Source organism: Nonomuraea ceibae, assembly GCF_019396325.1.
Lineage (GTDB): Bacteria > Actinomycetota > Actinomycetes > Streptosporangiales > Streptosporangiaceae > Nonomuraea > Nonomuraea ceibae.
In genome coordinates this window covers 1-13,567 of sequence record NZ_JAHKRO010000104.1, presented here as the reverse complement: position 1 = coordinate 13,567, position 13,567 = coordinate 1, and the positions used below count along the sequence as shown (strand labels likewise).

The 13,567-nt window shown below is 74.2% G+C and carries 13 protein-coding genes; 5 read left to right on the top strand and 8 right to left on the bottom strand.

The features are described from left to right. Positions 1–17: 17 nt before the first annotated feature. Positions 18–1,424: a PP2C family protein-serine/threonine phosphatase gene (locus tag KME80_RS39385; protein ID WP_219514310.1), complete on the bottom strand. Its 1,407-nt coding sequence runs from the start codon at positions 1,422–1,424 to the stop codon at positions 18–20. A gap of 16 nt (positions 1,425–1,440) precedes the next feature. Further along, positions 1,441–2,424: an MBL fold metallo-hydrolase gene (locus tag KME80_RS39380; protein ID WP_219514301.1), complete on the bottom strand. Its 984-nt coding sequence runs from the start codon at positions 2,422–2,424 to the stop codon at positions 1,441–1,443. Between the two features lie 53 nt (positions 2,425–2,477). On the opposite strand from KME80_RS39380, the gene KME80_RS52295 reads away from it, so the two are divergent. After that, on the top strand, positions 2,478–3,131 hold the full coding sequence (locus tag KME80_RS52295; protein WP_219514290.1) for a TetR/AcrR family transcriptional regulator: 654 nt from the start codon (positions 2,478–2,480) through the stop codon (positions 3,129–3,131). Positions 3,132–3,148: 17 nt separating this feature from the next. Here KME80_RS52295 and KME80_RS39370 read toward each other — a convergent pair whose 3' ends face one another. The 5 genes from KME80_RS39370 to KME80_RS39350 form a co-directional block, all read right to left on the bottom strand. Continuing rightward, the gene (locus tag KME80_RS39370) at positions 3,149–3,853 is read right to left on the bottom strand and encodes an energy-coupling factor transporter transmembrane component T (protein ID WP_219514288.1); all 705 of its coding nucleotides are present in this window, start codon (positions 3,851–3,853) and stop codon (positions 3,149–3,151) included. Next, positions 3,850–5,271, bottom strand: coding sequence for an ABC transporter ATP-binding protein (locus KME80_RS39365; RefSeq protein ID WP_219514287.1), 1,422 nt, complete (start codon positions 5,269–5,271; stop codon positions 3,850–3,852). The genes KME80_RS39370 and KME80_RS39365 overlap by 4 nt, the downstream gene beginning before the upstream one ends. Then, positions 5,268–5,882, bottom strand: coding sequence for an ECF transporter S component (locus KME80_RS39360; protein WP_219514285.1), 615 nt, complete (start codon positions 5,880–5,882; stop codon positions 5,268–5,270). The genes KME80_RS39365 and KME80_RS39360 overlap by 4 nt, the downstream gene beginning before the upstream one ends. A 59-nt stretch (positions 5,883–5,941) precedes the next feature. Beyond that, complete coding sequence (locus KME80_RS39355) at positions 5,942–6,520, bottom strand: TetR/AcrR family transcriptional regulator (RefSeq protein WP_219514283.1); 579 nt, start codon at positions 6,518–6,520, stop codon at positions 5,942–5,944. Between the two features lie 79 nt (positions 6,521–6,599). Then, on the bottom strand, positions 6,600–7,145 hold the full coding sequence (locus tag KME80_RS39350; RefSeq protein WP_219514282.1) for a GNAT family N-acetyltransferase: 546 nt from the start codon (positions 7,143–7,145) through the stop codon (positions 6,600–6,602). Positions 7,146–7,200: 55 nt separating this feature from the next. Here KME80_RS39350 and KME80_RS39345 point away from each other — a divergent pair, with 55 nt between their 5' ends. Continuing rightward, positions 7,201–7,815 carry a TetR/AcrR family transcriptional regulator gene (locus tag KME80_RS39345; RefSeq protein WP_219514276.1) on the top strand — a complete coding sequence of 205 codons (615 nt, stop codon included), beginning with the start codon at positions 7,201–7,203 and terminating at the stop codon, positions 7,813–7,815. On the opposite strand, the gene KME80_RS39340 is transcribed toward KME80_RS39345, so the two are convergent. Next, on the bottom strand, positions 7,804–8,451 hold the full coding sequence (locus KME80_RS39340) for a GntR family transcriptional regulator (RefSeq protein ID WP_219514274.1): 648 nt from the start codon (positions 8,449–8,451) through the stop codon (positions 7,804–7,806). The two genes, KME80_RS39345 and KME80_RS39340, sit on opposite strands and share 12 nt — an antisense overlap. Before the next feature lie 125 nt (positions 8,452–8,576). On the opposite strand from KME80_RS39340, the gene KME80_RS39335 reads away from it, so the two are divergent. The 3 genes from KME80_RS39335 to gcvPB are packed head-to-tail and all read left to right on the top strand — an operon-like array spanning position 8,577 to position 13,401. Then, positions 8,577–10,541: a beta-galactosidase gene (locus KME80_RS39335; protein WP_219514272.1), complete on the top strand. Its 1,965-nt coding sequence runs from the start codon at positions 8,577–8,579 to the stop codon at positions 10,539–10,541. Further along, positions 10,538–11,863, top strand: a complete 1,326-nt coding sequence (gcvPA, locus tag KME80_RS39330; RefSeq protein ID WP_219514270.1) for an aminomethyl-transferring glycine dehydrogenase subunit GcvPA — start codon at positions 10,538–10,540, stop codon at positions 11,861–11,863. Before KME80_RS39335 ends, gcvPA begins: the two co-directional genes overlap by 4 nt. Beyond that, positions 11,860–13,401: an aminomethyl-transferring glycine dehydrogenase subunit GcvPB gene (gene gcvPB, locus KME80_RS39325; protein WP_219514268.1), complete on the top strand. Its 1,542-nt coding sequence runs from the start codon at positions 11,860–11,862 to the stop codon at positions 13,399–13,401. Before gcvPA ends, gcvPB begins: the two co-directional genes overlap by 4 nt. Positions 13,402–13,567: the final 166 nt, after the last annotated feature.

Sequence of the window (13,567 nt, the reverse complement as noted above, 5' to 3'; positions counted from 1 at the left end):
GTGCGGGGGCTGCGGGCTCAGGCGCCGCCGCAGAGCGTGGCCGGTTCGGCGAGGCGGAGGGCGAGCAGGGCGACGTCGTCGGTGAAGTCATCGGTGAAGTCGCCGGTGAACTCGCCGTCCCGGTGGCCCAGCAGCCCTTCGCACATCTCGTCGACCGGCAGGTGGCGCAGCTCGGTGGCGGCCCTGGCCAGGCTGTCCATGCCCTCGTCCAGCCCGTGCCCCGGGTTCTCGATCAGCCCGTCCGTGTAGAGGATGAGGGTGGACCCGGTGGGGATGACGTGCTCGTGGTCCGGGCGCGGCAGCTCGGCGGTGACGCCGAGCGGATGGCCGCCGTCGGCGCGCAGGTAGCGGGCCGGTCCGGCGGCCGGGACCAGCAGCGGAGGCGGGTGCCCGGCGCTGCTCCAGCGCAGCCGCCACTCGCTGCCGCCGTGCTCCTCCAGGCGGCCCAGCAGGACGGTGGCCATCGGGCCGCCGTGCAGGCCGTGCAGCACCTCGTCCAGGCGTTGCAGGATGCGGGAGGGCGGCTCGCACTGCTCGTAGGCGAGCACCCGCAGCATGTTGCTGACCCGGCTCATCACGGTGGCCGAGCGCATGTCGTGGCCCATCACGTCACCGACGATCAGGCACGGCACGCCGTCGGGCAGCACGAGCGCGTCGTACCAGTCGCCGCCGATCTGCGGGACCGTCTTGGAGGGACGGTAACGGGCGCACGCCTGCATGCCGGGCAGCTCGGGCAGCCGTGGGAGCAGGCTGCGCTGGAACTCCTCGGTGCTGCGCCGGATCCGCGCGTACAGGCGGGCGTTCTCGATGGCGACGCCTGCCGCGCTGGCCAGCGCCGCGATGATCCGCTCGTCGTCGCCGGTGAACGGCGTCCCGGACCGCTTGTCGGCGAAGTACATGTTGCCGTACGCGGTGCCGCGCACCAGGATCGGGGTCCCGAGCAGCGTCCGCATCACCGGGTGCCCCTCGGGGAACTCGCGGAACTTGGGATGGGCCGTCACGTCGTCCACGCGCAGCGGGCGCGGATGGCTGATGAGCTCCTCCAGCAGGCCGTGCGTGGTCGGCAGCCGGCCGATGGCCTCGTGCACCTCGTCGGGGACGCCGCTGGTGAACAGGTCGCTGAACTCGCCCTCCTCGTTCAGCACCCCGAGGGCGCCGTAGCGGGCGTCGACCAGGTCGGCCGAGACCTCGACGATGGTGCGCAGCGCCGCGTCGAGCTCCAGCTCGGAGCTGATCGCCAGGACCGCCGCGAGCAGGCGCGCGAACCGCTCGTTCAGCTCCCCGACCTGCCCGAGCCCGGCCCGCCCGTGGCCCGCATCCGGCCGCCGCCCGTGGTCGCCCTCGGACGCGCCGTCGCCGCGCTGTTCGCCCACCTCACCCCCCGAGATGCCCCCAGCCTGCTCATGCCCCGCCGCGGTCCGCACGACACGCACCGTGAGGTCACCCGGTGTGCACGCGGTAGGTGACGAGGACGTTGAGGCGGTGCAGCTCGCGCACCGCGTGGAGGAAGCGCGGACGGGCGATCTCCTGCGGCAGCTCGTACGCGGCCAGGCCGTCGAGGAGCGAGCCGGGCAGGCCGCGCTCGAACGGGTCCGTGCACGCGGCGTAGGTCTCCTCCAGCGTCAGCCCGGCGCGGACGGCCTCCGCCACCTCGCTCTCCAGCCGTTCCAGGTACGTGATCAGCTCGGCGAGGGCGACCGGGGCGCTGCCGACGGGTCCGTGGCCGGGGACGATCCGCTCCAGGCCGGGCAGCGCGTCCCGCATCCGGCGCACCGCCGCCAGGTAGGGTCCCGGGCCGCCCTGCAGCAGCATGGCGATGCCGCCGATGGCCACGAAGTTGCCGGTCCACGCGGCGCGGGCGGACGGCACGTGGACCACGGTGTCGCCGGGTCCGTTGCCCTGCCCGAACCAGTGCAGCCCGACCACCTGGCCGCCGAGGTCGATCTCGCAGGAGGAGTCGAAGACGAGATCGGGCCCGCGCCACGTGGTGACCTCGTCGAGCAGCGCGTCGTCGCCGTACATGCTCTCGGCGCGCATGGCCTTCTCCCTGCCGAGGTCGGTCATGGCGTCGCGGTTCGCCCGGTGGGACACGATGGTGACGTCAGCCGGGAAGGCGGCGTTCCCGAACGTGTGGTCGCCGTGGTAGGTCGTGTTGACCAGGTAGCGCACGGGAGCCGGGGTCAGGCCGGCGGCGAGGCGCTGGATCTTGCGGGCGATCCCCGGCGTGATGCCGGAGTCGATCACCAGGGCGGCGTCCGTGCCGGCGATGACGCCGCTGTTGTCCTTGGGCGGCAGGTTGGCCATCAGCGCGTGCACGCCGGGGGCGAGCTCGCGCGGGACGAAGTCGAGCCCTGCGGGCGTCAGATTGGGTCCCTGGAATCCGGGCGGCCGTTCGGCGATCTCGCGGTCGAAGGTGACGTTCATGTCCGCCGAAACTAAGCGAACGTTCGATTATTTGCAAGCGGTAGGGTGGGCGCATGAATCGGCCAGCACCCCGCCGGCGTCCCGGCCGCCCCGCCAAGGCCGACGCCGGCGACACCAAGGCGGAGCTGCTGCGCGCCGCGCTCACCCTGTTCGCCCGGCACGGCTACGCGGGCACCTCCGTACGCGCCATCGCCCGCGAGGTCGGGCTGAGCGAGAGCGTGCTGTACGCGCACTTCCCCGGCAAGCAGGCGATCTTCGAAGCCGCCCTGGCGCTCGGCGGGCCGCACATCACGGTCGCCGCCATCGCCGGGCTCGACGCCACGCCCGCAGGCTCCCCCGCCGCCTACGTGCGCGACCTGGCCGCCGCCGTCCTCGACGCCTGGGACACCCCCGAGGGCCGCCGGCTCGCCAGCCTCGCCGCCCGCGACGGGCTCATGCACGACCCCGCGCTCGCCGACGCCATCGACGCCTCCCTGGAGCACCTGGCCGGGGTGTTCCGGCGCTGGCTGGACGACGGGCTGATCCGCGACGACCTGGGCGACGCGGACGACCTCGCGTACGCGTTGCTCTCGCCCATCGCGCACGCCCGCGTGCTGTGGCTGCACGACGACGCCACCCCCGCCCAGCGTGACAAGGCCCGCGAGCGCGCCCTGCGCCACGCCGACCTGTTCGCCCGGGCCGTCACGCCGCCGGCGGCGCACGGCTGACGGCCGACCGGCGGCGTTCAGCGTACGAAGAGGGCCCCCACGGCGTGGGGCACGGCGGCGAGGGCGACGCCGGCGAGCAGCACCGCGGTGTCGGCCCGGGTCCACGGCGCGGGCTCGGCCCAGCTGCGGGTGCGGGCGCGGGCGAACCCCCGGGCGTCCATGGCCACGGCCAGGCCGGTGGCGTCGCGCAGGGTGGCGACGAGGAGCGCGAACGTGATCGACGCCGCGTACCGCGCACGCGAGACGGGCCCCCGGCCGGGCCCGGAACCGCGAGCCCGCCTCGCCCGGGCCAGCTCGTGCCAGGTCCGGCCGAGCTGGTCGAAGCGGTGCAGCGCGGCGGCGAGCGACACCGCGAACCGGTGCGGCAGCCGCAGGCGCTGGCCGAGCTGCCCGGCCAGCACCGCCGGGTCGACCAGGGGCGCCACGGCCGCTCCGGGAAGCGCGAGCACGACGATGCGGAGCCCGGCCACGACGGCGGCCTCCAGGTGCCGGCCGCCGAGGAGCCAGCTGGAGTACGCGACCGAGAGGGCCCCGGCGGCCACGGCGGCGAACCGGGCGGGCGGACCGGAGCGCGCCGGGAGCAGGATCACGCCGGCGACCAGGTAGCCGCCGAGGGTGATCACCGCGCCGGTGAGGTCCCGGATGCCCAGGGACGCGACGAGGGCCAGCAGGCTGACGGCGATGAGCACCAGCGGGTTGACGCGCGCCAGGACGCCGGTCACCGGGCCCGCCCCGGGTCGAGGGCGTGCCGGTGGTCGGCGAGCCCGATCAGGTGCGGGTCGTGGGTGGAGACCGCGACGGTGGCGCCGCTGCGGGCGCTCGCGCGCACCCACCCGGCGACGGCGGCCCAGGTGTGGCGGTCCTGCCCGACGGTGGGCTCGTCGAGCAGGACGAGCGGGGGCCGGTGCGCGAGGGCGGCGGCGAGGGCGAGCCGCCGCTGCTCGCCGCCGGAGAGCTGGTACGGGCTCGCGTCGGCGAGCGCGGTGAGGCCGAGCAGGTCCATGATCGCCTCCGGGTCGACCGGGATGCCGAGCCGCGTGCCGGTGTGCGCGATCTCGGCCCGGACGGTGGCGGCGAGGAACCCGTGCTCGGGGTGCTGCGGCACCCACCCGGCGAGGCGGGCGAGCGCGGCCGACCGCAGCCGGTGCGGTGGCGCGGGCAGCCCGGTGATCTCGCCCCGGGCGGGGCGGACGAGGCCGGCCAGCGCCGCGACGAGCGTGGACTTGCCCGCACCCGACGGGCCCGTGAGCACGGTGGTCCGGCCCGGGGGGAGGGTGGCCGTGACGGCGTCGAGCGCCGTCACGGTGACGGTCGCGCGCAGGCGGCGGACGGTGAGGTCGACGCCGAGCTCCCGCGCGCGCACCGTCGGCCCCGGCCCGCCGGGCGCGACCAGGGCGTCCGCGACCGGCTGCGGCCGGGGCGGCGGCAGGTCCGGCATCCAGATCCCGGTGTGCGCGAGCGGTCCGGTCAGGTCGCGGAAGGCGGCCGGGCTTACGGCGTGCGTGATCTCGCCGGCCCGGCCGAGGACGACGATCCGGTCGAGGTGGGGCAGCCAGGGTCCGATGTGGTGGTCGGCGACCACGAGCGAGACGTCGGCGCCGGCCAGGCTGTGCGCCACCGCGGCCCGCACGGCCGCTGCTCCGGCGGGGTCGAGCATCGAGGTGGGCTCGTCGAGCAGCATGAGGCCCGGCCGCAGCGCCAGCACGCCGGCGAGGGCGAGCCGTTGCAGTTCGCCGCCGGACAGGGCGGAGGTCGGCCGGTCCACCGGGTAGGTGAGGCCGACCCGTTCGAGGCTGTCGTGCACGCGCCGCCAGATCTCGTCCCGGGGCATCCGCGCGTTCTCGGGGCCGAAGGCGACGTCCCGCCCGATGCGGTCGGCGACGACCGCCGCGCCGGGATGCTGCAGCACCAGGCCGATGCCGCCGTCGACCAGCACCTCTCCGCTCCGCCTGCCGGGCACGGCCTCGCCGAGCACGCCGGCGAGCGCGTGGATGACGGTCGTCTTCCCCGCGCCGCTCGGGCCGACGAGGCCGACGCGTTCCCCGGCTCCGATGTCGAGGTCGAGTCCCTCGACGACCGGCGCGGGCCGGCCGAGCGGCCACCAGCCGAAGCCGCGCAGCCGGGCGCGTGCCCGGGTCATCGCAGGCGCGCCGCGGCGCGATCGTGGTGCTCCCGCCCCGGCCCGAAGGCGTCCAGCGCCCCGGTCCGCGCCAGCGAGCGCACCACCGCCCAGCCGCCGAGCCCGGCGACCAGGGCTCCCGAGACGCCGAAGAAGCCCAGGTGGGCGAGCCTGTAGCCGAGCGCCCATTCGGGGTAGTACACCGCCCACTCGTACAGGGCCTCACCGGCGGCCGCGACCGTGCCGGCGAGCATCGCCACCACGGGCCCGAAGCGCCGGTAGAGGAACAGGGCGAGCACGAGCTCCGCGCCCGCGCCCTGAATGGCGCCGGAGATCACGTTGGTGAACCCCCAGCCGTTGCCGAGCAACGCCTCCACCGAGGAGGCCACCACCTCGGTCAGCAGCGCCGCCCCCGGCTTGCGGACGATCAGCCCGCCGAGCAGGCCGCCGAGCAGCCAGGCGCCGCCGAAGATCCCTTTGCTCGGCGGGAACGCGAACGCCGCGGCGCCGCTCAGCACGTGATAGAGCTGGTCCCAGCCCCAGAACACGACGCCGACCGCGACACCGAGCATCACGACCGTGACCAGGTCGATCGTGCGATACCGCAGCCGAGCCACCGGGTTGTCCAACATTGCGGGCACCTTCCTCCGCCGGGCGCCTTCCATCGCCGGCGCCGGCGTTCCTTGCGCGATCAGTGGGGGTCGAGCCCGAGCAGCCGCAGTGCGGCGGCGGCCTGCTCGCGGGCGCGGCTCTCGGTGGGGGCCGGGAGCAGGCCGAGCAGGCGCCGGCGGTGCGGCTCCCCGAGCAGCAGCGCGAACAGGGCCTCCGCGAGCGCCGGGTCCGGCTCGGGCAGCCGGGTGAGCAGCGCCGCGACGTACTCGTCCGGGCCCTCGCGGTAGAACCTGGCCGCGAGGCCGGGGAACCCGCCAGCCTCGGCGATCATGAGCCGGTGCAGCCCGACGGCCTCGTCGGAATGCAGCGTGAACACGATCCGGGTGGCGAGCCGCGCCAGCGTCTCGTCCTCGCCCGCGACGGGTTCCAGCGTGCGCCGGCGCAGCCGCTCCACGGCGGCGGCGAAGATCTCGGGCTTGTCGCCGACGTAGGAGTAGACGGTGCGCTTGGTCACCTTCGCGGCGGCCACCAGCCTGTCGATGGACATGCCCTGGTAGCCGTCGGCGACGAACAGCCGCACGGCGGCGTCCAGGATCTCGTCGCGGCGCCGTTCCCGCTCGTCCGCGGTGGGCCGGCCCCGCTTGCGCTCCACGACCACCGTGCCCTCCTTCGTCAGCCTGTAATGAAACGGTACGGGTGTCATTATGGGCCAGCCGTGACCGGCCGCCGCCGCGGGGTCAGGGGGCGGGCCACTCGCCGGCGAGGATCGACCAGACCTCGCTGTCGTGCCGCACCCCGCGATACGGGTAGCGTCCGCGCAGCACGCCGTCGCGGGTCATGCCGAGCCTGCGCGCCGCCGCGATGCTGCGCGCGTTGCCGGGCGAGACCCACCACTCCACCCGGCTCATCCCGCGCCGCGTGAACGCCCAGTCGATGAGCGCGCGGCAGGCCCGGTTGACCAGGCCGCGGCCCGTGCCGGCCGCCTCCAGCCAGCAGCCGATCTCGCACACCCCGGAGGCGGCGTCGAAGCTGGTGAACATGACGCCGCCGACCAGGGTGCCGTCGAGCCAGATGCCGTAGATGCGGCCGCTGTCCTGGGCCTGCCTGTCGGCGTAGCGCTGCAGGACGGCCGTGGCGGAGGCGAGGTCGGTGCTCTGCGACGCCCACGGGATCCACGGATCCACGTCGGGACGCGCCCGGTCGATGTGGGCCAGGAACTCCTCGGCGTTCCAGGGTTCCAGGGGGCGGAGCTGGGCGTCGTCGGCGAGCGGCAGTGCGAACACGGGCAACCTCGATCTCGGGGGTACGTAACGAGCGTTCGGTATGTAAGCTAGCACCATGCCGCCCGCACCCGGAGACCGCGACGCCCGCCGCGAGGACGTCTCGCAGGCCGTCTGGCGCATCCTGGCCGATCACGGGTTCGGCGGGCTGACCCTGCGGGCCGTCGCCGCCGAGATGGGGGTGTCGACGGGGATGCTCATGCACTACTTCCCCACCAAGCGGGCCCTGGTCGGGCACGCCCTGCACCTGCTCGAACAGCACACCTCCGCGCGCCCGCGCCGCCCGCGTCCGGCCGAGGGCGCCGCCGCGCTGCGGGCCGTGCTGCTGGACGTCCTGCCGCTCACGCCCGACGACGCCGCCCGCAACCGCGTCTGGGTCAGCTCCTGGGACCTGGCCCTGGCCGACGACGGGCTGCGCGCCGACCAGGCCGGCCGCTACGTCCGCATGCGCGCGGCGATCCGCCCGCACCTGGAGGCCGCGCGCCGTCTCGGCGAGCTGCCCCCGGAGGCCGACCTCGACCGGCTGGCGGCCACGGCGGTCGCGTTCGTCCACGGCTTGGTCGTGCAGGCCCTCTTCGACGCCGAGCGCTTCCCGCCGGACACGCAGACCGCCATGCTCGACGACTTCCTCGCGTCCCTGCTGTCCGAAACTCCCGGCGGGTCAGCCGGCTGAGGGGATGCGGGCCACCATGCGCTCCATCCCGTTGACCCAGTTGTCCCGCAGTGCCTGGGCGGCCTGGTCGTGGTCGCCGGCCAGCAGCAGCTCGGCCACCCGGCGGTGCTCGGCGGCCTCGCGCTCCAGGGGCGTCTCGTCACCGGCCAGCACGTGGGCGTAGCGCCGCAGCCCGGCCTTGACGCTGGTGATGAGGTCGAGCAGGCGTTCGTTGCGGCAGCCGCTGAGCAGCAGGTCGTGCCACTCGTCGTCGTGACGCTCTATGACCTGCTGCTCGGCCACCCGGTCGGGGAACTCACGGGCCAGCCTGAGCAGCTCGGGCGCGACGCGGCGCAGGTGGGCCGGGTCTGACGAGTCGAGGGCCAGCACCTCCAGGGCGGCGAGGATCTCGCACAGCTCCCGGAACTCCTTGCGGCTGACCGGCGCGAAGCGGAAGCCGCGGCCCTGGTTGCTCTCCAGGACTCCCTCGCCGGCGAGGGTGATGAGGGCCTCGCGGAGCGGGGTGCGGCTCACTCCCAGCTCGCCGGCCAGAGCGGCCTCGTTGATGTCGGTGCCGGCGACGAAGTCGCCGCGGTCGATCCTGGCAAGCAGCTCTTCCCTGATCTGCTCGCGCAGCGGTCGCCGCTCGATGGGCATGGCGCTCCTTCGGGGATTAGTGGCGAGGCCGATTCTACCTCTTGACGTGATACAAAATGCTGCACTATGAATTCTGAATACAAAATATCACATGGCTTTGGAACGACCCAGGAAGGAGGCCGGGAGTGGGGCTGACCCGAGTGCCGGGGCTGCTGTTCGGCGGCGACTACAACCCTGAGCAGTGGCCGGAGGAGGTCTGGGCCGAGGACGTGCGGCTCATGGCCGAGGCCGGGGTCAACATGGCGACCGTCGCCGTGTTCTCCTGGTCACGCCTGGAGCCGAGCCGGGGATCGTACGACTTCGGCTGGCTGGACCGGGTGCTCGGCCTGCTGCACGAGCACGGCGTGGCCGCCGACCTGGCGACCGCCACCGCGACCCCGCCGCCGTGGCTGGTGCGCGAGCACCCCGAGGTCATGCCCGTCGACGCGCGGGGCGTGCGGCTGGAGTTCGGCTCCCGCCAGGGCTACTGCCCCAGCTCGCCGGTCTTCCGCGAGCACGCCGTACGGCTGGCGGCGGCGATGGCGGAGCGCTACGGCGACCACCCGGCGCTGGCGATGTGGCACGTCGGCAACGAGTACGCCGACCACACGCTCGAATGCTTCTGCCCCGAGTCCGCCCGCCACTTCCGCGCCTGGCTGCGCGAGCGCTACGGCGACGTCGGCGCGCTCAACGCGGCCTGGGGCACCTCCTGCTGGGGCCAGCACTACACCGCGATCGACCAGGTGGAGCCGCCGCGCCAGGCGCCCGGCCCGGTCAACCCGGCCCAGCTGCTCGACTGGCGGCGGTTCTGCAGCGACGCGCTGCTGGAGCTGTTCACGGCGGAGCGCGACGTGCTGCGCGAGCGCACCCCCGGCGTCCCCGTCACCACGAACTTCATGAGCATCCTGCACGGCCTCGACTACTGGAAGTGGGCCGAGGCCGAGGACCTGGTGAGCGACGACGCCTACCCCGACCCGGCCGACCCGGACTCGCACGTGGCGGTGGCGCTCAGCTACGACCTGATGCGCTCGCTCAAGGGCCGGCCGTGGCTGCTGCTGGAGTCGGCCCCGTCGGCGGTGTCCTGGCGCGAGGTGAACGTCCCCAAACCGCCCGGCATGATGCGGCTGCACAGCCTTCAGGCGGTCGCGCACGGCGGCGACGGCGTGATGTTCTTCCAGTGGCGCCAGGCCCGCTACGGCCCGGAGAAGTTCCACTCGGCCCTCCTCCCCCACGGCGGCACCGGCACCCGGGGCTGGCGCGACACGCTGGCGCTCGGCGCCGACCTGCGACGGCTGGCCGAGGTCGCGGGCACCGGCACGCCCGCCGAGGTGGCGCTCATGCTCGGCTGGGACAGCTGGTGGGGCCTGGAGGCGCCGGAGTCGATGCCGTCGGCCCGGCTCAGGCTCAAGGAGCTGCTGCTGTCGTGGTACCGGCCGCTGCACGCCCGGGGCGTCGCCGTGGACCTGGTCCCGCCGGGCCGCGACCTGTCGGGCTACCGCGCCGTCATCGTGCCGAACCTCTACCTGTGCACGGACGAGCAGGCCAAGGCGCTCGCGACGGTCACCGGCGAGCTGGTCGTGGGCCCGTTCAGCGGCGTGGTCGACGAGGCCGACCAGGTGCACCCCGGCGGCCCTCCCGGCCCGCTGCGCGACCTGCTCGGCGTGGACGTCGAGGAGTTCTGGCCGCTGCCCGACGGCGTCACCCAGCGGGTGCGCCACGCGGACGGCGGCACGGGCCAGGCCCGCACCTGGGCGGAGTGGCTGCGCCCGCACGACGGCGCCGAGGTCCTGGCCCGCTACGAGGGCGGCGACCTGGACGGGCTGCCCGCCGTCGTCAGGAAGGGCTCGGTCACGTACGTGAGCTGCCTGCTCGACGACGTCACGCCGGTGCTCGGCCGCGTCCTGCCGGGCGTGGCGTCGATCGACGTGCCGCCGGGCGTCGAGGCCGTCCGGCGCGAACGCCACCTGTTCCTGCTCAACCACACGACCACCCCGCGACGGGTCACGCTGCCGGAGCCCGGCACGGACCTGCTCACCCGGACCCGCATGCGCGGCGAGATCGAGCTCGCGCCGCGCGACGCCGTAGTGCTCAGGATCGAAGGAGACACGTGACGCACCCGTACATCCCGAACGCCGAACCCGGCGTGCGGGCCGAGATGCTCGCCGCGATCGGCGCGGCGAGCGTCGAGGAGTTCTACGCCGACATCCCCGCCGAGCTGCGCCTGAACCGGCCGCTCGACCTGCCCGCGCCGTTCGTCGCCGAGCAGGACCTGGTCCGTCACATGGAGGGCCTGCTCGGCCGCGACACCGGGACGGACCGGGCGCTGAGCTTCCTCGGCCACGGCTGCTACCCGCACTACGTGCCCGCGGTGTGCGACGAGGTCAACTCCAGGAGCGAGTTCCTGACCGCGTACGCGGGCGAGCCGTACGAGGACCACGGCCGCTTCCAGGCGCTGTTCGAGTACGTCAGCATGATGGGCGAGCTGCTGGAGATGGACGTCGTCAACGTCCCGACCTACGACGGCTTCCAGGCGGCGGGCACCGCGCTGCGCATGGCCTGCCGCTACACCGGGCGGTCGAAGGTGCTGGTCAGCGCCGCGATCACCGCCGACAAGCTGAGCAAACTGCGTGACTTCCTCGCCCCGGACGTCGAGGTGACGCTCGCCCCGGTCGGCCGCGACGGCGAGATCGCGGTGCCCGGCCTCGACGGCTCGTACGCGGCGATCTACCTGGAGACGCCGAACGTCTACGGCGTCGTCGAGACGCGCGGGCGCGAGCTCGCCGACCTGGCGCACGCCCACGGCGCGCTGCTCGTGGTGGGCGCCGACCCGATCTCGCTCGGCGTGCTGGCGCCGCCCGCCTCGTACGGGGCCGACATCGTCTGCGGCGACATCCAGTCGCTGGGCATCCACCAGAACTACGGCGGCGGCCACGCCGGCTACATCGCCACCCACGACCACGAGCCGCTGGTGGCGGAGTTCCCGTCGCGGCTGTTCGGCATCGCGCCGACCAAGGTGCCGGGCGAGTACGGGTTCGGCGACGTCTTCTACGACCGCACCTCCTTCGCCCACCGCGAGGACGGCAAGGAGTGGGTGGGCACCGCCGCCGCGCTCTGGGGCATCACGGCCGGCGTCTACCTGGCGCTGATGGGCCCACAGGGCATGCGGGAGGTCGGCGAGACCGTCCTGGCCCGCACCCGCTACGCCATGGACGCGCTGGCCCGGCACGTCACCGTGCTGCACCCCGGGGCCGTCCACTTCCGCGAGTTCGCCGTCGAAGTGCCCTCCAGCGCGGCCCTGCTCGCCGGGCTGCGCGAGCGCGGCATCTACGGCGGCGTCCCGCTCGACGGCACCACCGTCCTGGTCTGCGTGACCGAACGCCACTCCATCGCCGACATCGACCGGCTCGCCGCAGCCGTACAGGAGACGCTGTGAACCCCGCGGAGTCCTTCGCCAAGCTCCCCGTCGCCCCCAAGCCGCCGCTTCGCCGCTTCCACCAGGCGCGATGGGACGAGCCGATCATCTTCGAGCTGTCCTCGCCGGGCCGCCGCGGCGTCGCCGTGCCCGAGCCGGGCGCCCCGGCCGTCGAGCTGCCCGACGCGGTGCGCCGGGCGGCGCCGCCGAAGCTGCCCGAGATGTCGCAGCTGCACGTGCTGCGCCACTACCTGCGGCTGTCGCAGGAGAACCTGGGCGTGGACCTCAACATCGACGTCGGCCAGGGCACCTGCACGATGAAGTACAGCCCGAAGGTCAACGACCGCTTCGCCGGGATGGTGGCGGAGCTGCACCCGCTGCAGCCCGAGGAGACCGTGCAGGGCGTGCTGGAGCTCTACTGGCGGCTGGAGCGGATGCTGGCGGAGATCTCCGGGATGGCCCGGGTCTCGCTGCAGCCGGGGTCGGGGTCGGCCGCCATCTACGCCAACATCGCGATGATCCGCGCCTACCACGCCTCGCGCGGCGAGAGCCACCGCGACCAGGTCATCACCACGATGTTCTCGCACCCGTCGAACGCGGCCTGCGCCAAGACCGCCGGGTACGAGGTGATCACGCTGATGCCGGACGCCGAGGGGCTGCCGGACATCGAGGCGCTGCGCGCGGCCGTCGGCCCGCGCACCGCCGCCCTGATGATCACGAACCCGGAGGACACGGGCATCTTCAACCCGCGCATCCAGGAGTTCGTCGGCCTGGTGCACGAGGCGGGCGGGCTGGCCTGCTACGACCAGGCGAACGCCAACGGCATCCTGGGCATCACCCGGGCCCGTGACGCCGGGTTCGACCTGTGCCACTTCAACCTGCACAAGACGTTCTCCACGCCGCACGCGTGCGGCGGGCCGGCGGCGGGGGCGTGCGGCGTCTCCGAGGAGCTGGCGCCGTTCCTGCCCGGCCCGGTCGTCGGCTTCGACGGCGAGACGTACCGGCTGGAGACGCCGGCCGCGTCGATCGGGAAGGTGCGGCCGTTCCTGGGCGTCACCCCGAACATTGTCCGCGCGTACGCGTGGATCATGGCGCTGGGCGCCGAGGGGCTGCGGCAGGTGGCCGAGACGGCGGTGCTCAACAACAACTACCTCATGCACCGCATCCTCGACATTCCCGGCGCTTCGGCGCCCTGGGGGCGGCGGCGGGTCGAGCAGGTGCGCTACTCGTGGCAGGAGCTCACCGAGGAGACCGGGGTGCACTCCGAGGAGATCGGCGTGCGGGCCGCCGACTTCGGCGTGCACTACTGGACGAGCCACCACCCGTACGTGGTGCCCGAGCCGTTCACGCTGGAGCCGACCGAGTCGTACTCCAAGGAGGACCTCGACGAGTACGCGGCCATCCTGGCGCACGTGGCGTCCGAGGCCCGCAGCGACCCGGCCTTCGTCAAGGAGGCCCCGTACAACCAGACCGTCCACAAGATCGACATGACGTCGCTCGACGACCCCGCGGAGTGGGCGCCCACCTGGCGCGCCTACGTGCGCAAGCACCTGGCATGACCGGGCAGCCGGCGATCGGGCTGGTCGTCAACCCGGTCGCCGGGCTGGGCGGCGCGGCCGGGCTCAAGGGCAGCGACGGCGCGGCGGCGCAGCGCGCGGCCCTGGCCAGGGGCGCGGTGCCCAGGGCGGCCGAGCGGGCGGCGCGGGCCGTGCGCGCCCTGCTGGC

Coding starts and splice junctions, on each gene's coding strand:
- KME80_RS39380 (WP_219514301.1), bottom strand. CDS start 2,424: ATGAACGTCACCTTCGACCGCGAGATCGCCGAACGGCCGCCCGGATTC.
- KME80_RS52295 (WP_219514290.1), top strand. CDS start 2,478: ATGAATCGGCCAGCACCCCGCCGGCGTCCCGGCCGCCCCGCCAAGGCC.
- KME80_RS39365 (WP_219514287.1), bottom strand. CDS start 5,271: ATGACCCGGGCACGCGCCCGGCTGCGCGGCTTCGGCTGGTGGCCGCTC.
- KME80_RS39360 (WP_219514285.1), bottom strand. CDS start 5,882: ATGTTGGACAACCCGGTGGCTCGGCTGCGGTATCGCACGATCGACCTG.
- KME80_RS39345 (WP_219514276.1), top strand. CDS start 7,201: ATGCCGCCCGCACCCGGAGACCGCGACGCCCGCCGCGAGGACGTCTCG.
- KME80_RS39340 (WP_219514274.1), bottom strand. CDS start 8,451: ATGCCCATCGAGCGGCGACCGCTGCGCGAGCAGATCAGGGAAGAGCTG.